22 protein-coding genes are annotated in these 18,936 nt (G+C 64.2%); 16 read left to right on the top strand and 6 right to left on the bottom strand.

All coding sequences use genetic code 11. The annotated features are described in order from the left end of the window. Positions 1 to 7: 7 nt before the first annotated feature. A complete protein-coding gene (locus ACTJK4_RS01615; RefSeq protein ID WP_440815570.1) occupies positions 8 to 718 on the bottom strand; it encodes a response regulator transcription factor in 711 nt (236 codons plus the stop codon). 75 nt (positions 719 to 793) lie between these two features. On the opposite strand from ACTJK4_RS01615, the gene ACTJK4_RS01620 reads away from it, so the two are divergent. Beyond that, positions 794 to 1,021 (top strand): DUF3717 domain-containing protein, encoded by a 228-nt coding sequence (locus ACTJK4_RS01620; protein WP_440815573.1) that lies wholly within the window; start codon positions 794 to 796, stop codon positions 1,019 to 1,021. Positions 1,022 to 1,039: 18 nt separating this feature from the next. On the opposite strand, the gene ACTJK4_RS01625 is transcribed toward ACTJK4_RS01620, so the two are convergent. Both ACTJK4_RS01625 and phhA read right to left on the bottom strand, forming a co-directional pair. Next, on the bottom strand, positions 1,040 to 1,345 hold the full coding sequence (locus ACTJK4_RS01625; RefSeq protein ID WP_440815575.1) for a 4a-hydroxytetrahydrobiopterin dehydratase: 306 nt from the start codon (positions 1,343 to 1,345) through the stop codon (positions 1,040 to 1,042). Between the two features lie 60 nt (positions 1,346 to 1,405). Further along, positions 1,406 to 2,350 (bottom strand): phenylalanine 4-monooxygenase, encoded by a 945-nt coding sequence (gene phhA / locus ACTJK4_RS01630; protein WP_440815578.1) that lies wholly within the window; start codon positions 2,348 to 2,350, stop codon positions 1,406 to 1,408. Positions 2,351 to 2,488: 138 nt separating this feature from the next. On the opposite strand from phhA, the gene ACTJK4_RS01635 reads away from it, so the two are divergent. The 4 genes from ACTJK4_RS01635 to ACTJK4_RS01650 all read left to right on the top strand — a co-directional run bounded on the left by ACTJK4_RS01635 (position 2,489) and on the right by ACTJK4_RS01650 (position 5,780). Continuing rightward, a complete protein-coding gene (locus tag ACTJK4_RS01635; protein ID WP_004628561.1) occupies positions 2,489 to 2,965 on the top strand; it encodes an Lrp/AsnC family transcriptional regulator in 477 nt (158 codons plus the stop codon). A gap of 92 nt (positions 2,966 to 3,057) precedes the next feature. Next, positions 3,058 to 3,822: a lysoplasmalogenase gene (locus ACTJK4_RS01640; RefSeq protein WP_440815581.1), complete on the top strand. Its 765-nt coding sequence runs from the start codon at positions 3,058 to 3,060 to the stop codon at positions 3,820 to 3,822. A 34-nt stretch (positions 3,823 to 3,856) separates the two neighbouring features. Beyond that, positions 3,857 to 4,858, top strand: coding sequence for a delta(1)-pyrroline-2-carboxylate reductase family protein (locus tag ACTJK4_RS01645; RefSeq protein WP_440815583.1), 1,002 nt, complete (start codon positions 3,857 to 3,859; stop codon positions 4,856 to 4,858). A gap of 202 nt (positions 4,859 to 5,060) precedes the next feature. Then, the gene (locus ACTJK4_RS01650) at positions 5,061 to 5,780 is read left to right on the top strand and encodes an OmpW/AlkL family protein (protein ID WP_024977203.1); all 720 of its coding nucleotides are present in this window, start codon (positions 5,061 to 5,063) and stop codon (positions 5,778 to 5,780) included. Between the two features lie 69 nt (positions 5,781 to 5,849). Here the strand turns inward: ACTJK4_RS01650 and ACTJK4_RS01655 are convergent, their stop codons facing one another. Beyond that, on the bottom strand, positions 5,850 to 6,062 hold the full coding sequence (locus ACTJK4_RS01655) for a heavy-metal-associated domain-containing protein (RefSeq protein ID WP_260803596.1): 213 nt from the start codon (positions 6,060 to 6,062) through the stop codon (positions 5,850 to 5,852). A gap of 145 nt (positions 6,063 to 6,207) precedes the next feature. On the opposite strand from ACTJK4_RS01655, the gene ACTJK4_RS01660 reads away from it, so the two are divergent. From ACTJK4_RS01660 to ACTJK4_RS01700, 9 genes are all read left to right on the top strand, one after another. After that, a complete protein-coding gene (locus tag ACTJK4_RS01660) occupies positions 6,208 to 8,430 on the top strand; it encodes a heavy metal translocating P-type ATPase (protein ID WP_440815586.1) in 2,223 nt (740 codons plus the stop codon). After that, positions 8,427 to 8,888: a Cu(I)-responsive transcriptional regulator gene (cueR, locus tag ACTJK4_RS01665; protein WP_232041414.1), complete on the top strand. Its 462-nt coding sequence runs from the start codon at positions 8,427 to 8,429 to the stop codon at positions 8,886 to 8,888. The genes ACTJK4_RS01660 and cueR overlap by 4 nt, the downstream gene beginning before the upstream one ends. A gap of 75 nt (positions 8,889 to 8,963) precedes the next feature. Next, positions 8,964 to 9,833 (top strand): lysophospholipase, encoded by an 870-nt coding sequence (locus ACTJK4_RS01670; protein WP_440815588.1) that lies wholly within the window; start codon positions 8,964 to 8,966, stop codon positions 9,831 to 9,833. A 67-nt stretch (positions 9,834 to 9,900) separates the two neighbouring features. Next, positions 9,901 to 11,535: a GMC family oxidoreductase gene (locus ACTJK4_RS01675; RefSeq protein WP_440815591.1), complete on the top strand. Its 1,635-nt coding sequence runs from the start codon at positions 9,901 to 9,903 to the stop codon at positions 11,533 to 11,535. Between the two features lie 245 nt (positions 11,536 to 11,780). Continuing rightward, positions 11,781 to 12,551 (top strand): ABC transporter ATP-binding protein, encoded by a 771-nt coding sequence (locus ACTJK4_RS01680; RefSeq protein WP_092976200.1) that lies wholly within the window; start codon positions 11,781 to 11,783, stop codon positions 12,549 to 12,551. A 104-nt stretch (positions 12,552 to 12,655) separates the two neighbouring features. Then, complete coding sequence (locus ACTJK4_RS01685; RefSeq protein ID WP_232041411.1) at positions 12,656 to 13,396, top strand: ABC transporter ATP-binding protein; 741 nt, start codon at positions 12,656 to 12,658, stop codon at positions 13,394 to 13,396. 75 nt (positions 13,397 to 13,471) lie between these two features. Then, positions 13,472 to 14,680 (top strand): ABC transporter substrate-binding protein, encoded by a 1,209-nt coding sequence (locus ACTJK4_RS01690; protein ID WP_253535762.1) that lies wholly within the window; start codon positions 13,472 to 13,474, stop codon positions 14,678 to 14,680. Positions 14,681 to 14,763: 83 nt separating this feature from the next. Continuing rightward, positions 14,764 to 15,648, top strand: coding sequence for a branched-chain amino acid ABC transporter permease (locus ACTJK4_RS01695; protein ID WP_260803590.1), 885 nt, complete (start codon positions 14,764 to 14,766; stop codon positions 15,646 to 15,648). A gap of 14 nt (positions 15,649 to 15,662) precedes the next feature. Continuing rightward, positions 15,663 to 16,649 (top strand): branched-chain amino acid ABC transporter permease, encoded by a 987-nt coding sequence (locus ACTJK4_RS01700; protein ID WP_232041408.1) that lies wholly within the window; start codon positions 15,663 to 15,665, stop codon positions 16,647 to 16,649. A 246-nt stretch (positions 16,650 to 16,895) separates the two neighbouring features. Here ACTJK4_RS01700 and ACTJK4_RS01705 read toward each other — a convergent pair whose 3' ends face one another. Continuing rightward, the gene (locus ACTJK4_RS01705; protein WP_322016941.1) at positions 16,896 to 17,135 is read right to left on the bottom strand and encodes a hypothetical protein; all 240 of its coding nucleotides are present in this window, start codon (positions 17,133 to 17,135) and stop codon (positions 16,896 to 16,898) included. A gap of 123 nt (positions 17,136 to 17,258) precedes the next feature. Here ACTJK4_RS01705 and ACTJK4_RS01710 point away from each other — a divergent pair, with 123 nt between their 5' ends. Then, positions 17,259 to 17,696 (top strand): hypothetical protein, encoded by a 438-nt coding sequence (locus ACTJK4_RS01710; RefSeq protein WP_440815595.1) that lies wholly within the window; start codon positions 17,259 to 17,261, stop codon positions 17,694 to 17,696. 24 nt (positions 17,697 to 17,720) lie between these two features. Further along, a complete protein-coding gene (locus tag ACTJK4_RS01715; RefSeq protein ID WP_316880649.1) occupies positions 17,721 to 18,479 on the top strand; it encodes a sulfite exporter TauE/SafE family protein in 759 nt (252 codons plus the stop codon). Here ACTJK4_RS01715 and ACTJK4_RS01720 read toward each other — a convergent pair. Next, positions 18,469 to 18,846: a cupin domain-containing protein gene (locus ACTJK4_RS01720; protein WP_440815599.1), complete on the bottom strand. Its 378-nt coding sequence runs from the start codon at positions 18,844 to 18,846 to the stop codon at positions 18,469 to 18,471. The genes ACTJK4_RS01715 and ACTJK4_RS01720 overlap by 11 nt on opposite strands. Between the last annotated feature and the right edge of the window lie 90 nt (positions 18,847 to 18,936).

The following is an 18,936-nucleotide window of genomic DNA, read 5'->3' on the forward strand; positions in this document are numbered from 1 at the left end:
ACGAGAGCTACGCCGCGGCGCGTGCCTGCAACAGATAACCGAAGCCGCGCACCGTGACGATCTCCGCCTCGGAATGCTCGATCTTGCGGCGCACCCGGTGCACATAGACTTCGATGGCCGTGTCACCCACCACATCGTGGCTGGCTTCTCCGATGGCGTGGCCGAAGCTCGCGAGGTGATCCTGCAACTGCACCTTGCTGACCACCCGGCCCTGGCGCAGCATCAGCAGCTCCAGTACGGCGAATTCGCGCGGCGACAGTTCCAGCGGCGCCGCATCGACAAAGATGCGCCGCTCCACGCCGCTCATGCGCAGCCGTCCGACAAGAATGTCAGGGCGCGCTGCGGGTTCGGCCGAATCATTGCGACGGCGCAGCAGTGCGCCCACGCGGGCCACGAGTTCGAGCATTTCGAACGGCTTGAGCAGGTAATCATCCGCGCCGGCGTTCAGCCCATTCACTTTGTCGAGCAGGCCGTCGCGGGCGGTCAGGATCAGCACGGGCGTCACGCGATCGCGCGCACGAAACTGCGACAGCAGCGTCATACCGTCGATACCGGGCAGCCCAAGATCGAGGATGACCAGATCGTGTGTCTGCCGCGTGAGTTGTTCAGTGGCGAAGACACCGTCGTGCACGACATGCACGCGATGCCCGGCTTGCGTGAGCCCGGAATGGATGCCGCTGGCGATGGCACGGTCGTCTTCAATCAGCAGGATGCGCATTGACTCGATCCAGATGCGGGGCGGAAAGGGCAAAAAGGGACAATCGGCGAGATTGGTCAGCGCTACAATGCGCGGATGACCGATGCCCTGCTCACCATCACCGATCTGGAGGCCGCCATCAATTTCTGGCGTGCCCGTTCGCCCGCCGAAGGCGAGGAACTGCGGCTGTGTGCCGAGGCGTCGGCGCTGGCCAAGCCGTATGCGCTGATGATTGTACAAGGCGCCACCCGCATCGCCCCTGAGGAGTTGGGCGACAAGGCGCGGACAGCGTATGAGGCGTGGCGCGCAACCATACAGGGCTGAGCGCCAGCATTGCGGTGATTACTTGGCGCCTGCGCCTTTCGCGGCCTGTTCGATAAAGCGCGCAAGATCGGCGTCACGGTGCGTGAGCCCGTTCGCATCATGCGTGGACAACGTAATGTCCACGCGATTCCACACGTTGAACCACTCCGGGTGGTGATTCATCTGCTCGGCCTTGATTGCCACGCGCGTCATGAAGCCGAACGCGGCGTTGAAGTCGGCAAAGGTAAACGTTTTCTGGATGGCGTCACGGTCGCTCTGCAGCGTCCAGCCGGGCACTTCGGCAAAGAGAGCTTTGCGTTGGTCGTCGTTCAGGGTGGGCATCATGATGGGGGCGAAGTTCTGTCTTGAATGCGCGCAGTATAGTCAGCGCTCAAATATCTGTGCTCAGATGTCCGCCGTGTCTGCCCAACCTTCGCGGTTGCCCACGTTCAGCACCACATCGCCCTCCACCACATCGCCCGCACCGATCGTCGGCAGCGTGGCGAGTTCTTGATACAGCGGCGTGAAATCCGGACGCGTGGCGTCGAACAGCTGCTCGAAGCTGTCGATCGTGAAGTACGTCTTCTGGAACGTGTCGATGCGGTAGCGCGTACGCATGATGCGGCGCACGTCAAAGCCGATGCGGTTCGGGCTCGCCGAATCCAGCGCGTACACCGATTCACTCTTGCTCGACACGATCCCCGCACCGTAGATGCGCAGGCCCGCCGGCGTACGGATCAGGCCGAACTCCACCGTGTACCAGTACAGGCGCGCGAGCATGTCGAGCTGGCCCAGGCGTGCGGCCTTCAGGCCACCCTTGCCGTAGGCTTCCATGTAGTCGGCAAAGATCGGATTAATCAAGAGCGGCACGTGGCCGAAGATGTCGTGGAAGCAATCCGGTTCTTGCAGGTAGTCGAGCTGATCGGGGCGACGCATCCACCAGCTGGCGGGAAAACGGCGGTTAGCCAGGTGATCGAAGAACACTTCGTCGGGCACCAGGCCCGGCACGGCGACGATCTGCCAGCCGGTGGCGCGCATCAGCGTTTCATTGAGCTGGTCGAATGACGGCACGGCATCGCGGCTCATGCCCAGCGTCGACAGGCCTTGCAGGAATTCATCGCACACACGGCCGGGCAGCAGCGCTTCCTGGCGGTCGTACAGCGTGCGCCACGTTGCGTGATCGGCAGCGGTGTAGCGGTGCACTGGCTGCTGCATGGTGAAGTCGGCGCGCAGCGTCTGGCCGTCGAGGCCTTCTGCGAATTGCTCGCGCAGCTTGTCGGTCAGGGTGCCGTTGAAGCCGGCCGGAGCGGCGTTTTGGGCTGCATCGGGGGCGGTGGTTGCGATGTCCATTTGTAATGTCGATCTTGTGCAATCAAAGTCCGGCCAGTGTATGGGCGCGCCCACGCGGGTTGGCCGCAAAACCGCCACCCATTGCACATTGTTTGCGGAAACCATGCAAAATTCAGCTTATCAACGCAGGAGATGTGCATGATTTCGCTCGATACCTTCGATCTGGCCCTGCTGGCGGCCCTTCAGCGCGATGGGCGTGCGACGCATCAGCAGCTCTCGGAGCAGGTTCACCTGTCGGCCAGCCAGGTCGGGCGGCGTTTGGCGCGGCTTGAATCGGAAGGCGTGATCGAGGGCTACCGGGTGGTGCTTTCGCCGACGGGGCTGGGCTTGGGCGTGACGGTGTTTGCCAGCGTCAAGCTGGCGCACCACGGCGACGCCATCGTCGAACGCTTTCATGAAGAGATCAGCCTGCTCGACGCCGTGCAGGAGTGTTATTCCGTGGCCGGCGACGCCGATTACATGCTGCGTGTGGTGGTGCCCGATCTGCCTGCGCTGTCGGAATTCGTCATGCGCAAGTTGATGCGCGTGCCGGGTGTGGATAACGTGCGTTCCAATATCGTTCTAACGGCCTTGAAGCGAGATGGCGCGTTGCCGCTATCCCACCTTGGTGGGTAAATTGGCGCCTTGCGCCAGGGTGCGCGGCGTGTCACGCTGCAAGCCGACATCACTTTGCTGATTTGAAACGCCTGTCTAGGCGGGAGACCACAATGGTTGAGGGACACACCACGCATCCGGTGCACACGCCGGCGCATCTGTCAGGCGGCTACGGCATGCCGGCACGGGTTCGCGCGTGGTGGGTGGCCGCTGCAGTGGCAGGCGTCACTTACGGCGGCATGCTGACCATGGTGGCCGTCGAGGTACCGCCCGGCACCCCACTCGTGGGCCGCATCGTTGCGCAGCCGCTGTGGAAAATGCTGATGGCGTTGCTGCTGGCGCGCGCCGCATCGTTGCACGAGATTCCACGCGAGCGGCGCTGGCTGATCGGCGCGATGGTGTTTTCCGCACTCGGCGATCTATGGCTAGCGTTGCCGTGGCTGGCGTTCTCTTTCATGGCGGGGCTGGGCTGTTTCCTGCTGGCGCACGTGTGCTACCTGCGGGTGCTGGTGGGGCTGCGCGGGGCGTCGTCGGCCATCCGCATGATTGGCGTCGGCTTGATGATCGGCGTGGCCATCGGCATGTTGCTGTGGTACTGGCCGGGTCTGCGCGAGTTAAAAGGGCCCGTGATCGTCTACATGCTGGTGCTCTCGGCGATGGTGTGCGCGGCATTGCTGGCGCGCCTGCCTGGGCCGCTGACGGCTTGGGGCGCACTCGCCTTTGCGGCTTCCGATGCCATGATTGGTATCAGCGTGTTCGTCTTCCCGTTTACTGATCACGAGTTGGCGATCTGGTGGAGCTACGCCGCCGCCCAACTCCTTATCAGCGCCGGCTTGCTTACGCGCCGCACGCCCTCCGCGCGCCGCGCCGCGGCATAAGGTCCGTCCGACGTTTCTCCTCTGCGGGAGCCCGATGCTGCAGACCCTCGATGCTGCCACCACGGCGGCCCGCTTGCCCTATGCCGCGCTGGCCGATGCCATCGCTCAGGTATTGCGCGATGCACGCGCGGGCCGTGCCCAGGCGCCCGCGCGGCTTGTGATGCCGGTGGCTGATGGCGGCAGTTTGCTGCTGATGCCCGCGTCCAACGCCGACATCGCTGTCACCAAGATGATCACCGTGCATCCGCACAACCCTGCGCAGGGCTTGCCGGCCATTCACGGCGAGGTGGTGGTGATGGACGCCCGAACCGGCGAGCGCCAACTCATGCTGGATGGCCCCACCGTCACCGCACACCGCACAGCGGCTGTGTCGTTGCTGGCAGCGCGCTTGCTGGCGCCTCAGCCGGCGGGGGATTTGCTGCTGGTCGGGGCCGGTGCCCAGGCACGCGCGCATCTGGAAGCCTTCCGCTTCGGGTTGGGTACACGACGCGTCACGATCATCGCGCGCACGGCTGCCAGCGCGGATGGGCTGGCGGGGTACGCTCGCGCGCTCGGCATGGACGCCACTGCGCTGGCGGGTGGCGATGCGGCTGGCGTGGCAGATGCCGCCCGTGCGGTGCTCCCGCAGACGCCGCTGGTCATCACGGCGACGCCGTCATCGCAACCAGTGCTGCCCGATTTGGGTGATCCAAGTCACCCTGCTGGCTATGCCTGGGGCGCACATCACTTCATCGCCGCCGTTGGCGCGTTCCGGCCCGACATGGCCGAGCTGCCGCCGCGTCTGTGCGTGCATGCCGCCGCGGTCGATCGGCTCTACGCCGATACCTTGGTCGACCTGGAAGCCGAAGCGGGCGACCTGCTGCAGGCCGGCGTGCCGTGGTCGCGTGTGCGGCCGTTACAACAGTGCGTCGATACGCCGCCAGACACGCTGACGCAGCCCGCGCCGGTGTCGCCAGTGGTATTCAAAAGCGTTGGCAGTGCCCTGTGGGATCTGGCCGCGTGCGTGCTCGCGCTGTCCAAGTCCAAGCCTGTTTAAAAACTGAGCATGTGCTGAAGACGCCCGCAGCAGGCCGATCTAGCGCACAGCTTGTAACAGGAAACCTCTAGAAAAAGGGTTCTAGCCAAGGCAATCACACGGGATAATGGCCATCCCTTCCGCCTGGGAGGAGACTTAGAACGCACCGCAAACGGTTCAACCGTCTGCATCGGATGCGTCTGACACAGGAGCACATACAGAGATGGCCTATAAAAAAGCACTGGCGGCCGCCGCCGGGATGATCCTCGCCACCGCCGCGCACGCACAGGCTGCCGGCAGCAATATCGTTAGCCTCGGCTGGTTCCGCGTGATGCCGAACAGCTCGAGCGATCCGCTGCTGGTAAAGAGCATCGGCGGGATGCCGGTGAATCAATCGCAGTCCGGCACGGGTGCCAAGATTCAGGAAGCCGACACCGTTGGTCTCGCCTTCACGCACTTCTTTACCGACAACATTGCCGTTGAACTCGTGGGCGGCATTCCGCCGCGCCACAAGATCGAAGGTACTGGCGCGCTGTCGGGTTACGGCGAAATTGGCTCGGCCAAGCAATGGAGCCCGGCCGTGCTGGCGAAGTGGTACTTCTTCAACGCCGACACCAAGTTCCGCCCGTACGTTGGTCTGGGCCTGAACTACACGTGGTTCTCCGACGAGAAGATCACGAACAGCGCCTTCCAGACGAAGCTGGCCGGCCCGGGCAGCAAGAGCAACGTGTCGACCGACGGTTCGTTGAACCCGGTGCTGAACGTGGGTGCTACATACGCCATCACCAAGGACTGGTTCGTTGGTCTGTCGGTGTCGTACCTGCCGCTGAAGACCACGGCAACGATTGACAGCACCACGGCGACCGGCGTCCACGTTGTGAGCGAAGCGAAGATCAAGATCAACCCGGTCGTGACCTTCCTGAACGTCGGCTACCGTTTCTAAGCGGTTTCCGCACAATCAAAAAGGCGTGCCACAGCGGCACGCCTTTTTTTTTTGTTGCCCGCGCTAGGTTCAGGCGAAGGCTTTGACCGGGTAGCCGGCTTGCTCGATGGCGGCCTTGACCGCATCGGTGCTGGCGCCGCTGGTGACGGCCACGGTCTGCTTGTCCAAGTCTACTTTGACACTGGCACCGGCATCGACTTGCTGCACCGCACGTGTGACGGCCGACACACAGTGGCCACAGCTCATGCCAGACACGGAAAAGATCGTGGAAGACGTCGTCATGGTTTGCTCCTGAAAAGAGGAAGAGAGAATCACGTAAGCAGTATGAACCTTCCCATCGTGGGAACCGCAAGCGTAAAATGCAACTTGACCTTGCCAAGATGGGAAGGTCTAGGCTGATGTCATCTTCTTCAGAACGGACGCTTCCATGACTGCCGCCAGCCTTGCCGACGTGACTTCCACCGATTTGGATATCAGCGGGATGACGTGCGCCGCCTGTGCGGGCCGCGTCGAACGTGCCTTGCGCGCAGTGCCAGGTGTGACCGAAGCGAGCGTAAATCTCGCGACCGAGCGCGCGCGCGTGCAGGGCGCCGCCGCCAGCGATGCATTGATCGCCGCCGTCACGGCCGCCGGCTATGGGGCGCGCGTCGCTTCCGACGAAACCGCCGCCCCGGCGCCAGCCGAACCCGACTTCTGGGAGGGTGCCGGCCCCGTGTGGATTGCCGCCGCACTCTCCGTGCCGCTCGTATTGCCGATGATCTCGGGGTGGTTCGGCGGTGACTGGATGTTGCCCGCCTGGGCGCAATGGCTGCTGGCGACGCCGGTGCAGTTTGTGATTGGCGCGCGCTTCTACAAGGCGGGCTGGAAGGCGGTGCGCGCGGGTGCCGGCAATATGGATCTGCTCGTCGCGCTTGGCACGTCGGCGGCGTATGGGCTATCGCTGTGGCTGTGGTGGCGCGCGGGAGCGGGCGGGATGCACCATGAGCCGCACTTGTACTTCGAAAGCGCAGCCGTGGTCATTACGCTGGTGCGGCTTGGCAAGTGGCTGGAAGTGCGTGCCAAGCGCCAGACCGCGCAGGCCATCCGCGCGCTGCAGGCACTGCGTCCCGATACCGCTCGCGTGCGCAGTGCCGATGGCACGCTGCGCGATACCCCCGTCGCCCAGGTGCGCGTGGGCGACGTGGTGTCCGTGCGCGCCGGTGAACGCATCCCCGTGGATGCCGTGGTGCTGGAAGGCGCAAGCCACGTCGATGAATCCATGCTGACCGGCGAAAGCCTGCCTGTGCCCAAGCACGAAGGCGATCACGTGACCGCCGGCGCGATCGCCACGGATGGCGTGCTGCTCGTGCGCACCACGGCGATCGGCGCCGACACCATGCTCTCGCGCATCATCCGCCTCGTGGAAGACGCGCAGGCCGCCAAGCCGCCGATCCAGCAACTGGTCGACCGGGTAAGCGCCATCTTCGTGCCGGCGGTGCTGGCGGCGGCGTTGCTCACGCTGGCCGGTTGGTTTATCGCTGGTGCCGGGTGGGAGACGGCCATCGTCAACGCGGTCGCGGTGCTTGTGATTGCCTGCCCGTGTGCGCTGGGTCTTGCCACGCCGTCCGCCATCATGGCCGGCACGGGTGCGGGTGCGCGGCGCGGCATCCTGATTGCAGATGCGCAGGCACTTGAACGCGCACAGCAGGTGGATTTCGTCGTTTTCGACAAGACGGGCACGCTTACCGTCGGCCAGCCGCGCGTGACGGCGGTCGAAGCCGCATCCGGTATCGAGACCAATGCACTGCTCGATCAGCTTGCCGCGCTGCAGGCTGAGAACACGCACCCGCTGGCACAGGCCACGCGCGACTATGCCAAGGAGCGCGGTCGCGCAGCCGCGCCCGCGCAATCGCCGGAAGTGTTGGCTGGGCGCGGTACGCGCGGCATCGTGAATGGCGCATCGCTGCAACTCGGCAATGCGCGGTGGATGGATGAACTTGGGCTGGATCGCAGTCCATTGCAAGCGCGCGCCGACGCGCTGGAAGCACAAGGCAATACCGTCTCGTGGCTTGCGCAGGGTGATGGAGGCAGCGTGCAGTTGCGGGGCCTGATTGCATTTGGCGACGCGCTCAAGCCCGGTGCGAAGGAGGCCGTGTCCGCGCTGCAGGCGCGCGGCGTGCGCACCGCGCTCGTGACGGGCGACAACGCAGGCGCCGCACGCAGCGTGGCGCAGGCACTGGGGATCGACGAAGTGGCCGCGCAAGTGCTGCCGCAAGACAAGGCCGCACGCGTGACTGCGTGGCAGCAGAGCGGCCATGTGGTGGCGATGGTGGGCGATGGCATCAACGATGCGCCTGCGCTGGCGGCGGCCGATGTCGGCATCGCCATGGCCACGGGCACCGACGTGGCGATGCAGGCCGCCGGCATCACGCTCATGCGCGGCGAGCCGCGTCTGGTGAGCGACGCGCTGGACCTGTCGCGCCGCACCGTCGCCAAGATCCGCCAGAACCTATTCTGGGCTTTCATCTATAACGTGGTGGGCATTCCGCTGGCGGCATTCGGCTTGCTGAACCCCACCTTTGCCGGCGCGGCCATGGCGTTTTCCAGCGTAAGCGTGGTCACCAATGCACTGATGCTGCGTCGCTGGCGGACTACCGGAGACAACGCATGACCCGCACGGACATCAACGAGACCCAAGGCCCCGTCAACATTGGCGGGGCCGCAAAGGCCAGTGGCGTGTCGGCCAAGATGATCCGTTACTACGAAAGCATTGGCCTGCTGCCGCCCAGCCCGCGCACCGAAGGCAACTACCGCATGTACGACGCGCGGGCGGTGCACGTGCTGCGCTTTATCCACAGGTCGCGCTCGCTGGGCTTCTCGCTGGAAGAGATTCGCACGCTCCTTTCGCTATGGAACGACCGCGAACGCGCCAGCGCCGATGTGAAGGCCGTTACCCTGCGGCACGTGGCGGATCTCGACGCGCGCATCAGCGAACTGCAGAGCATGCGCGACACGCTCATGACGCTCGCCAATGCGTGCCACGGTGATGACCGCCCCGACTGCCCGATCCTCGAGAGCGTGGCCGGCGAGGGCGGTGAACCCGATAACTCTGACGCCTGCTGCCACTGACGGACCGCTCGATTGACGCGGATTGCGACAGGCGGCGTCTATGCCACAATCTGGCAACCCAAGGAGGAGACGCCGATGACGCAAGCCCCCGCTCAGGTCACCGCCCAGCAAGCACTGGAATCCCGCCAGCGCATGAAGGACGGCACTGAACTGCTGGTCCGCACCTGGTTGCCCGCGCCCGACACCGGCGAGCCGCGCGGCACCGTCATCCTCGTTCACGGCATGGCCGAACACAGCGGCCGCTATCCGCATGTGGCCAAGGTGCTCACCGACCTTGGCCTGCGCGTACGGGCCTTCGACTTGCGAGGCCATGGCAAGAGCGGCGGCCCGCGCATGGCGCTCGACGCGCAAGACAACTACCTCACCGATCTCGCAGAAATCATCGACGCGGCTGTCGCCGAATGGCACGAGATGCCGTTCGTGCTCGGCCACAGCATGGGCGGGTTGATCGTCGCGCGCTTCACCACCGCGCGTATCCGCCCCGTGCGTGGCGTGCTGCTGTCGTCGCCCGCGCTGCGCGTGAAATTGCCGCCCGGAACGGGCATCGTGCGTGGCGTTCTTTCTGCGCTGGCGCCCAAGCTGGCGGTGCCCAATCCAGTGGACCCGGCCAAGCTGTCGCATGACCCGAGCATCGCGCCGGCCTATCGAGCAGACCCGCTGGTGCAGGGCACAATCAGCGCATCATTGCTGGAGTTCATGCTCAATGCGATCACGCAGGCGCAGCAAGACGCGCCGCGCCTCGAAGCGCCGATGCTGTTGATGGCTGGCGGCGCGGATTCGATTGTCGATCCTTCCGGCAGCCGCGATTTCTATGCGAACGCGCCGGAGGATCTGCGGACCTTGGCCTGGTTCGACACCGGCTATCACGAGATCTTCAACGAAGCCGAACCGCTGCGTAGTGAGGTGTTTGGGAAGATGACGGAGTGGTTGGCTTCGCGGATTTGATTTGAAGTGAGTTGGTTGCACCACAAAAACAAAAACCAATAACACCAAGGAAAAGAAGCACGGAGACATGGACACCTACGACTACATCATCATCGGCGCGGGCTCTGCGGGCTGCGTCCTCGCCAACCGCTTGACCCGCGACCCCGACGTCTCCGTGCTGCTGCTGGAAGCAGGCGGCAAGGACGATTACCACTGGATCCACATCCCCGTCGGCTATCTGTATTGCATCGGCAACCCGCGCACCGACTGGCTCTATCGCACCCGCGAAGAACCTGGCCTGAACGGCCGCTCGCTCGGGTATCCGCGTGGCCGCGTGCTGGGTGGTTGCTCGTCGATCAACGGGATGATCTACATGCGCGGCCAGCGCGAAGACTACGACGGCTGGGCTGCCATCACCGGTGACGATTCATGGAAGTGGGACGCCGTCCTGCCACTGTTCAAGGCCAGCGAGAACCATCACGGCGGCGCGAACGCATGGCACGGCGCAAACGGAGAATGGCGCGTCGAGCCGCAACGCCTGCACTGGCAGGTGCTGGAGACCTTCATCGAAGCGGCTGTGCAGGCGGGCATCCCGCGCACGAGTGATTTCAACCGCGGCGACAACTTCGGCGTCGGCTACTTCGAGGTCAACCAGAAACGCGGCATCCGCTGGAACACGGCCAAGGGCTTCCTGCGCCCGGCGTCGCAGCGGCCGAACCTGACCATCGTGACGGGTGCGCAGGTGCGGGCGCTGACGTTTGACGGCAAGCGCTGCACCGGCGTGACGTATCGCGGCGCAGGGCAGGACTACACGGTGGCGGCGCGCGAAGAGGTGATTCTTTCGGCCGGCGCGATCAACTCGCCGCAGTTGCTGGAGCTGGCGGGCATCGGCCAGCCGGGACGTCTGCAGGCGCTCGGCATCCCGGTGCGCCAAGCATTGCCGGGTGTGGGAGAAAACCTGCAGGACCATCTGCAGCTGCGCAGCGTGGTCAAGGTGAACGGCGTGCCGACGCTCAACACGCGCGCCTCCAAGTGGTGGGGCAAAGCGCTCATCGGCATGCAATACGCGTTCAACCAGAGCGGGCCGATGAGCATGGCGCCATCGCAATTGGGCGTGTTCGCGCGCTCGAATCCGCACGTGGCGCGTCCCGATGTGGAGTACCACGTGCAGCCGCTTTCGCTCGACAAGTTTGGCGATCCGCTGCACGCGTTCAATGCGTTTACGGCGAGCGTGTGCAACCTGCGGCCGACCTCGCGCGGCACGGTGCACGTCACGTCCGCCGACCCGTTTGCTGCGCCGAGCATTGCGCCGAACTACTTGTCGACAGAGGAAGACCGCAAGGTCGCGGCGGATTCGTTGCGGCTTACGCGCCGCATCGTTGCGCAGCCGGCCTTGGCGCAATACCGGCCGGAGGAGTATCTGCCCGGCGCGGCGTTTCAAACCGATGAGGAACTCGCCCGCGCCGCCGGCGAGATCGGCACGACCATCTTCCACCCGGTCGGCACGTGCCGCATGGGGCGCGCTGACGATGCAAACGCGGTGGTCGACGCGCAATTGCGCGTGCGTGGTATCGAGGGGCTGCGGGTGGTCGACGCGTCCGTCATGCCGACGATTACGTCAGGCAATACCAACTCACCGACGATCATGATTGCGGAGAAGGCGAGCGAGATGATTCGTGCTGCGCGCAAGGCGCGTGCACGCGGTGAGGCCGTGCCAGCCTGACGCCGGTTCCGTTGCCGATGACACGGGCGTGACACACCGCCCGTGTCCACTGGATACGCAATCGGCATTGCCCCGATACGTAACTCTACGTAACCCACTCCTGCGAGCCGCAAAGTCAATACCGGCGCGGGTTTCCGAGGCGTAAGCGGTGTGTAATCGTCTCGGTAAAAACCCCGATGTTTTGCAACGCAACAGCCGTTGACAATCATCCGCACCATAAAAAGGGCGGGAGACAAGAGGGAATCATGGCGCAGGACATCATTCTCGAAACGCGCGGACTGACCAAGGGCTTCAAGGGCTTTACCGCCGTGTCCGACGTCAACTTGCGCGTGCAGCGTGGGTCCATCCATGCGCTCATCGGCCCGAACGGTGCCGGCAAGACGACCTGTTTCAACCTGCTGACCAAATTCCTGGTGCCCACGCGCGGCACGATTCTGTTCAACGGCGTCGATATCACATCGGAAAAGCCGGCACAGATTGCGCGCCGCGGCGTCATCCGCTCGTTTCAGATCTCCGCCGTGTTTCCGCATCTGACGGTGATGGAAAACGTTCGCGTTGGGCTGCAACGGCAACTCGGTACGGCGTACGCGTTCTGGCGCAGCGAGCAGTCGCTCAACAGGCTGAACGCGCGTGCGATGGAGCTGCTCGAGCAGGTGGGGCTGACGGAGTTCGCGCACACCGTGACGGTGGAGCTGCCCTACGGCCGCAAGCGCGCGCTGGAAATTGCCACCACGCTGGCGATGGAGCCCGAGCTGATGCTGCTCGACGAGCCCACGCAAGGCATGGGCCACGAAGACGTGGACCGTGTGACGGAGCTGATCAAGCGCGTCGCGCAGGGCCGCACGATCTTGATGGTCGAACACAACATGAACGTGGTCTCGTCCATCGCCGACAAGATCACGGTGCTGCAGCGCGGCCAGATCCTGGCCGAAGGCCCGTACGAAGACGTCTCGAAGAACCCGCAGGTGATGGAGGCCTATATGGGCACCGCCGATGCGGCGCTGGAAGGCCATTGAGGCTGTTGAGGCTACCTGATCGACGCCAATCGATCACGCGACGCGGCTGCGTGCCGCGTATCAAACGTAAGCGAACGCTAGACCCGAACACACGAGAACACTGAATGAGCACGCCCGCGCTCCAGATCAAGGACCTGCACGCCTGGTACGGCGAATCGCACATCCTGCATGGTGTCGACCTGACCGTGAACCGCGGCGAGGTTGTCACGCTGCTCGGCCGCAATGGCGCGGGCCGCACCACCACGCTGCGCGCCATCATGGGCCTGGTGGGCACGCGCAAGGGCTCCATCGTCGTACATGACGCAAGCGGCCAGGGCGTGGAAACGATCGACCTGCCCACGCACAAGGTCGCCCATTGCGGCATCGGCTACTGCCCAGAAGAACGCGGCATTTTCTCGAGTCTGTCGTGCGAAGAGAACCTGATGCTGCCGCCGGTGCTGAAGGGCCAGGTGGCCAAGACCGGCAATGCCGGCATGAGCATCGACGAGATCTACGAGATGTTCCCGAACCTGGCCGAGCGCCGCCAGAGCCAGGGCACGCGTCTATCGGGTGGCGAGCAGCAGATGCTGGCGGTCGGGCGCATCCTGCGCACGGGCGCGAACCTGTTGCTGCTCGACGAGATTTCCGAAGGGCTGGCCCCGGTGATCGTGCAGGCCCTGGCTCGCATGATCCTGATGCTCAAGAAGCGCGGCTACACGGTGGTGATGGTGGAGCAGAACTTCCGCTTTGCCGCGCCGCTGGCAGACCGCTTTTATGTGATGGAACACGGCCGCATCGTCGAGCGCTTCGAAGCGGCGCAATTGCAGGACAAGATGCCGGTGCTGCACGAGCTGCTCGGCGTTTAAGGTGTTTTCCCGATCGATTTGCAAGACCCTTGCGCCAGCGTGATACGCGGCGCGTACGACACAGGAGACAAGACCATGACACTCAAGAAGCTGGCTGGTGCATTGATGGCGGTAGGGCTGGGCGCGGCAGCATTCGGCGCGCACGCACAGGTAAGCGGCGACAAGGTGAAGATCGGCTACATCACCGATCTCTCGGGTCTGTATGCCGACATCGACGGGCAGGGCGGTGTCGAAGCGGTCAAGATGGCGATCGAGGATGCGGGCGGCAAGGTGCTCGGCAAGCCGATCGAACTGGTGACGGCTGATCACCAGAACAAGGCCGACATTGCCGCTTCGAAGGCGCGCGAGTGGATGGATCAGCAAGGCCTGGACATGCTGCTGGGCGGCACGAACTCCGCCACGGGCCTGGCGATGAACAAGGTGGCTTCCGAGAAGAAGCGCGTGTTCATCGACATCGGTGCCGGCACGGCGCGCCTGACCAACGAAGAGTGCACGCCGTACACGATCCACTATGCGTACGACACCGTGGCGCTGGCCAAGGGCACGGGCAGCGCGGTGGTCAAGCAGGGCGGCAAGTCGTGGTTCTTCCTGACCGCCGATTACGCCTTCGGCCATTCGCTGGAGAACGACACCACGGCCGTGGTCAAGGCCAACGGCGGCACGGTGGTGGGTTCGGTCAAGCACCCGTTGTCGGCGTCGGACTTCTCGTCGTACCTGCTGCAGGCACAGGCATCGAAGGCGCAGATCCTGGGTCTGGCCAACGCTGGCGGCGACACGATCAACTCGATCAAGGCGGCCAAGGAATTCGGCATCACCAAGACGATGAAGATCGCCGGCCTGCTGATGTTCATCAACGACGTGCACAGCCTGGGCCTGCAGACGGCCGAAGGCCTGCTGATGACCGACAGCTGGTACTGGGACATGAACGACGCCACGCGCAAGTTCGCCAACCGCTACTTCATGAAGATGAAGAAGATGCCGAGCAGCTTGCAGGCCGCGGACTATTCGGCGGTGTCGAACTACATCAAGGCCGTGGCGGCTGCCGGCACGGATGATCCGGACAAGGTCATCGCCCAGCTCAAGAAGACCAAGATCGACGACTTCTACACGAAGGGCTACATCCGCCAGGACGGCCGTGCCATCCACGACATGTACCTGCTGCAGGTAAAGACGCCGGCCGAATCGAAGAAGCCGTGGGATTACCTGAAGGTCGTGGCGACGATCCCGGGCGAACAGGCCTTCACCACGCCGGCCGAGTCGAAGTGCTCGCTGATGAAGAAGTAAAAGCGTAGGCAATCCGGCGCCGCCGTCCGTGTGGATGGCGGCGCCATCAACGTTGTTGGTGTGGTGTTCTCTTCCTGACCGCGATGGAAATCTTCGGCGTTCCGCTACCGGCCATGCTCAGCCAATTGTTGCTGGGTCTGGTCAACGGTTCCTTCTATGCGATGTTGAGCCTCGGCCTTGCGGTCATCTTCGGGCTGCTCAACGTCATCAATTTTGCGCACGGGGCGCTGTTCATGCTGGGCGCGGTGCTCACGTGGATGGGCTTCTCGTACCTGGGCGTGCCGTACTGGGCGATGCTGGTGCTCTCGCCGCTGGTGATCGGCCTGCTGGGCGTGGTGATTGAACGCACGCTGCTGCGCTTCATCTACAAGCTCGATCATCTCTATGGCCTGCTGCTCACGCTGGGCGTGACGCTTGTCATCGAAGGCGTGTTCCGCGCTATTTACGGCGTGTCGGGCCTGCCGTATGACACGCCCGAATTGCTGCAAGGTGCAACCGACCTCGGCTTCATGATGCTGCCGAACTATCGCGCCTGGGTGGTGGTGGCGTCGCTGGCGGTGTGCTTCGCCACGTGGTTCATGATCGAGAAGACCAAGCTGGGCGCCTACCTGCGTGCCGGCACCGAAAACCCGAAGCTGGTCGAAGCCTTTGGTGTGAACGTGCCGCTGATGGTCACGCTCACCTACGGCTTTGGCGTGGCGCTGGCCGCGTTTGCTGGCGTACTGGCCGCGCCCGTCATCCAGATTTCGCCGCTGATGGGGCAGAGCATGATCATCACCGTGTTTGCGGTGGTGGTGATTGGCGGCATGGGGTCGATTCTCGGTTCGATCATCACCGGGCTGGGCCTGGGCGTGATCGAGGGGCTGACCAAGGTGTTTTATCCACAGGCGTCGGCGACCGTGGTGTTCGTGATCATGGTGCTGGTGCTGCTGGTGCGTCCGGCGGGCCTGTTCGGTAAAGAGAAATGAGCGGCGCGGCCAACATGACCAACTCTTCTTCCCTCAAATACGTTTTGTACGGCCTGCTGCTGGTGGCGCTGATTGCCGCGCCGCTTGTCGGTGCGTACCCGGTGTTCGTCGCCAAGCTGCTGTGCTTCGCGCTGTTTGCCTCCGCATTCAACCTGCTGCTGGGCTACACGGGGCTGCTGTCGTTCGGGCACGCTGCCTTCTTTGGCGGCGCGGGCTATGTGGCCGGCTACATGATGCGCGACCTGCACGTGACGCCCGAGCTTGGCCTGCTGGCCGGCACCGCGGCGGGCGCGTTCATCGGTCTGGTCGTGGGCCTGCTGGCCATCCGCCGCCAGGGCATCTACTTTGCGATGATCACGCTGGCGCTGGCGCAAATGCTGTACTTCTTCTGCCTGCAGGTGCCGTTCACCGGCGGCGAAGACGGCCTGCAAGGCGTGCCGCGCGGCAAGCTGTTCGGCGTGCTGGACCTGTCGTCCGACCTGACGCTGTATTACGTCGTGCTCGCCATCGTGGTGCTGGCCTTCCTGCTGATCGTTCGCACGATCCACTCGCCGTTCGGGCAGATCCTCAAGGCCATCAAGGAGAACGAGCCGCGTGCCACCTCCCTCGGCTACGACACCGATCGCTTCAAGCTGCTGGCCTTCGTGCTGTCGGCGGCGCTCACGGGCCTGGCCGGCTCGCTCAAGACGCTGGTGCTTGGCTTCGAGACGCTTACCGATGTGCACTGGTCGATGTCGGGCTCGGTCATCCTGATGACGCTGGTGGGCGGCCTGGGTATCCTGTCGGGTCCGTTGCTGGGCGCGGCGCTGGTGATTGCGCTGGAAAACAAGCTCGGCGACGTCGGCAGCTTCCTGGCCGGCGCGACCGGCATCGACGGCTTCAATATCCTCGGCGAATCGGTCACCACGGTCACGGGCGCGATCTTCGTGATCTGCGTGCTGACCTTCCGCCGCGGCATCATGGGCGAAATCGCGGCGCGCGTGCCTTGGTTGCGACGTTGACGCCACAATGCCAGAAGATGCCAGCGAGTTTCACCCAAACGGCTGAACTTGGTGCCTGATGCACCGTAAGGGTTTGCTCTAGTTGCTGCATTGCGGTGCATCTTTTACAGTCGCGTTACGGTTTTCGCACGAGATAAATGAGGCGGGAGCGAGGAGACGACAGCACACACCGCACGTACGGTGGAGATGCAAAATAGATAAAGGCCCTGCCAGGCGATCCCCGGCAGGGCCTTTTAGTTTGTGCGCTCACTTTTTCGCATGAGCGCCAGCCAGCAGTGCCCGGCCCCGGGCGCTGACCGTTACCAGACGCAGTTCAGGCGCAGAGCCGGGCGCGCAGTCCACCAGCCCGTCGATGCACGCATCTTCCCAGATCGACAAACGCGGACACGACGTCCGCCACGTTTCCAGCACTTCGGCGTAGGGCCGCGGCCGCTCGGCCAGCGACTGCAGCAATTGCAGGGTGAGAGCGTGGGTCGGGTCGGCCATGACGGGCTCCGGGGGAAGGGGGACGTGTCCATTCTGGTTCGCGCGCATTCACAAGAGAAATGCATTCGGTGTCGACGCCTATGCGCGCGCTGCATGACAATGGCGCCCTCGCCAGAGCCGCTCATGACCCTGTCCACCCGCCTTGCCACGCCCGAAGACCGGCCGCGCCTGCTGGCCGCCCTCGCGTCGACCGCCTCGCCGCTGCAGTTGGCGCATGCCGTCGATACGCTGCTCGCCCATCCGAGCGCGCATCCGTGTTTCCTGATCGAAAGGGGCGAGGCGTTGATCGGAGTGGCTCCGATGACGCTCGTGCCGCATCTGGTGCTGGGCGGCTTGGTGGCGTGGCTGCCGGCGGGCGTGATGGTGTTTTCCGGTGACAGTGCCACGCGTGATGTGGCCTTGGTGGCTGTCAATGAGTACGCCAGAGCACATGGCATACTCCACGTCCTTCTGCCGCCCGCGGCGCTTTCGGCTGAAGACGCAGCGGCGCTCGGCTTCACGCCCGATGCATCCGGCTGCTGGCGGCGCAGCGCACGCCCGTCGCCCAAGTCGCTCGGCTAATCCTTCCTGCTTCGTTTTCTCCTGATGGAATTCGCTTTGCTCGCCGTGGCCGGTTTTCTGGCCGGCCTGATCGATGCCGTGGCCGGTGGCGGCGGCCTGGTGCAGATCCCCGCGCTGTTCTCGGCGTATCCGAACATCGCGCCCGCCACTCTCATCGGCACCAACAAAGTCGCGTCGATGTCGGGCACCGCGACGGCGGCGGTGCGTTACGGCCGCACAGTGCGCATCTATTGGGGCGCGACGGCACCGGCCGTGGTCACGGCGTTTGCCTTTTCGCTGCTGGGCGCCTGGGCGCTCATGCATATCCCGGCCGAACCGCTGCGCCGTGCGCTCCCGTTTGTGCTGGTGGCGCTGCTCGTCTACACGGTGGCCAAGAAGAACCTGGGCGCCGATCACGCCCCGAGCCTCAAGGGCTGGCGCGAGCGTGCGGCGGCATTGCTGGCCGGCGCGGCCATCGGCTTCTACGACGGCGTGTTCGGCCCGGGCACCGGCAGCTTTCTGATGATCGTGTTCGTGCGCGTGTTCGGTTACGACTTCCTGCACGCGTCGGCGTCCACCAAGATCGTCAACCTCGCGACCAACGTGGCGGCATTGCTGCTGTTAGCCGCCAAGGGCCACGTATGGTGGCAGCTCGGCTTGGTGATGGCGGTTGCCAACGTCGCTGGCAATCAGGTCGGCAGCCACCTCGCGCTGCGGCACGGCAGCCGCTTCGTGCGCAAGGTGTTCATCGTGGTGGTGCTGGCGCTGATTTTGAAGACGGCTTACGACGCGTTCATCCGTTGAGTTGTTTCTCGAGCGCCACGCTGCGCTCGGTAACGACATCGCCCGTGTGCTGCGTCGTCACCGTTTCGATGAGCATGATTCCGCATTCCTCGTCGGCAACGGGAAAGTGACGCACGCCGCGCGGCACGACGCAGAATTCGCCTGGGCCGAGGTGCACATCGGCGCGGTCTTCGAAGGCGATTTTCAGGTGGCCGTAGACCACGAAGAACAACTCGTCTTCATTCGGGTGGTCGTGCCAGACGAATTCGCCCTTGAGCTTGGCGACCTTGATGTATTGGTCGTTGACCTGGCCGACAATGCGCGGTGACCAATAGTCCGTGACCTGTTCCAGCGCCTGCGTGACCTGTACGGCGCGTCCTGCGAGCATGTTGCGCTCCGGTGTGTGAGTGGGCACTGAAGATAAGGGCACGCGCCGCGCATTCCCAACCAAACTTTCTAATCGCGCCGATCACGCGGG

Source organism: Ralstonia sp. 22111 (genome assembly GCF_052045895.1).
Lineage (GTDB): Bacteria > Pseudomonadota > Gammaproteobacteria > Burkholderiales > Burkholderiaceae > Ralstonia > Ralstonia wenshanensis.

Bases quoted from the DNA above. Each gene is read 5' to 3' on its own strand.
- ACTJK4_RS01615 (WP_440815570.1), bottom strand. From the start codon at position 718: ATGCGCATCCTGCTGATTGAAGACGACCGTGCCATCGCCAGCGGCATC.
- ACTJK4_RS01620 (WP_440815573.1), top strand. From the start codon at position 794: ATGACCGATGCCCTGCTCACCATCACCGATCTGGAGGCCGCCATCAAT.
- ACTJK4_RS01625 (WP_440815575.1), bottom strand. From the start codon at position 1,345: ATGATGCCCACCCTGAACGACGACCAACGCAAAGCTCTCTTTGCCGAA.
- phhA (WP_440815578.1), bottom strand. From the start codon at position 2,350: ATGGACATCGCAACCACCGCCCCCGATGCAGCCCAAAACGCCGCTCCG.
- ACTJK4_RS01635 (WP_004628561.1), top strand. From the start codon at position 2,489: ATGATTTCGCTCGATACCTTCGATCTGGCCCTGCTGGCGGCCCTTCAG.
- ACTJK4_RS01640 (WP_440815581.1), top strand. From the start codon at position 3,058: ATGGTTGAGGGACACACCACGCATCCGGTGCACACGCCGGCGCATCTG.
- ACTJK4_RS01645 (WP_440815583.1), top strand. From the start codon at position 3,857: ATGCTGCAGACCCTCGATGCTGCCACCACGGCGGCCCGCTTGCCCTAT.
- ACTJK4_RS01650 (WP_024977203.1), top strand. From the start codon at position 5,061: ATGGCCTATAAAAAAGCACTGGCGGCCGCCGCCGGGATGATCCTCGCC.
- ACTJK4_RS01655 (WP_260803596.1), bottom strand. From the start codon at position 6,062: ATGACGACGTCTTCCACGATCTTTTCCGTGTCTGGCATGAGCTGTGGC.
- ACTJK4_RS01660 (WP_440815586.1), top strand. From the start codon at position 6,208: ATGACTGCCGCCAGCCTTGCCGACGTGACTTCCACCGATTTGGATATC.
- cueR (WP_232041414.1), top strand. From the start codon at position 8,427: ATGACCCGCACGGACATCAACGAGACCCAAGGCCCCGTCAACATTGGC.
- ACTJK4_RS01670 (WP_440815588.1), top strand. From the start codon at position 8,964: ATGACGCAAGCCCCCGCTCAGGTCACCGCCCAGCAAGCACTGGAATCC.
- ACTJK4_RS01675 (WP_440815591.1), top strand. From the start codon at position 9,901: ATGGACACCTACGACTACATCATCATCGGCGCGGGCTCTGCGGGCTGC.
- ACTJK4_RS01680 (WP_092976200.1), top strand. From the start codon at position 11,781: ATGGCGCAGGACATCATTCTCGAAACGCGCGGACTGACCAAGGGCTTC.
- ACTJK4_RS01685 (WP_232041411.1), top strand. From the start codon at position 12,656: ATGAGCACGCCCGCGCTCCAGATCAAGGACCTGCACGCCTGGTACGGC.
- ACTJK4_RS01690 (WP_253535762.1), top strand. From the start codon at position 13,472: ATGACACTCAAGAAGCTGGCTGGTGCATTGATGGCGGTAGGGCTGGGC.
- ACTJK4_RS01695 (WP_260803590.1), top strand. From the start codon at position 14,764: ATGGAAATCTTCGGCGTTCCGCTACCGGCCATGCTCAGCCAATTGTTG.
- ACTJK4_RS01700 (WP_232041408.1), top strand. From the start codon at position 15,663: ATGACCAACTCTTCTTCCCTCAAATACGTTTTGTACGGCCTGCTGCTG.
- ACTJK4_RS01705 (WP_322016941.1), bottom strand. From the start codon at position 17,135: ATGGCCGACCCGACCCACGCTCTCACCCTGCAATTGCTGCAGTCGCTG.
- ACTJK4_RS01710 (WP_440815595.1), top strand. From the start codon at position 17,259: ATGACCCTGTCCACCCGCCTTGCCACGCCCGAAGACCGGCCGCGCCTG.
- ACTJK4_RS01715 (WP_316880649.1), top strand. From the start codon at position 17,721: ATGGAATTCGCTTTGCTCGCCGTGGCCGGTTTTCTGGCCGGCCTGATC.
- ACTJK4_RS01720 (WP_440815599.1), bottom strand. From the start codon at position 18,846: ATGCTCGCAGGACGCGCCGTACAGGTCACGCAGGCGCTGGAACAGGTC.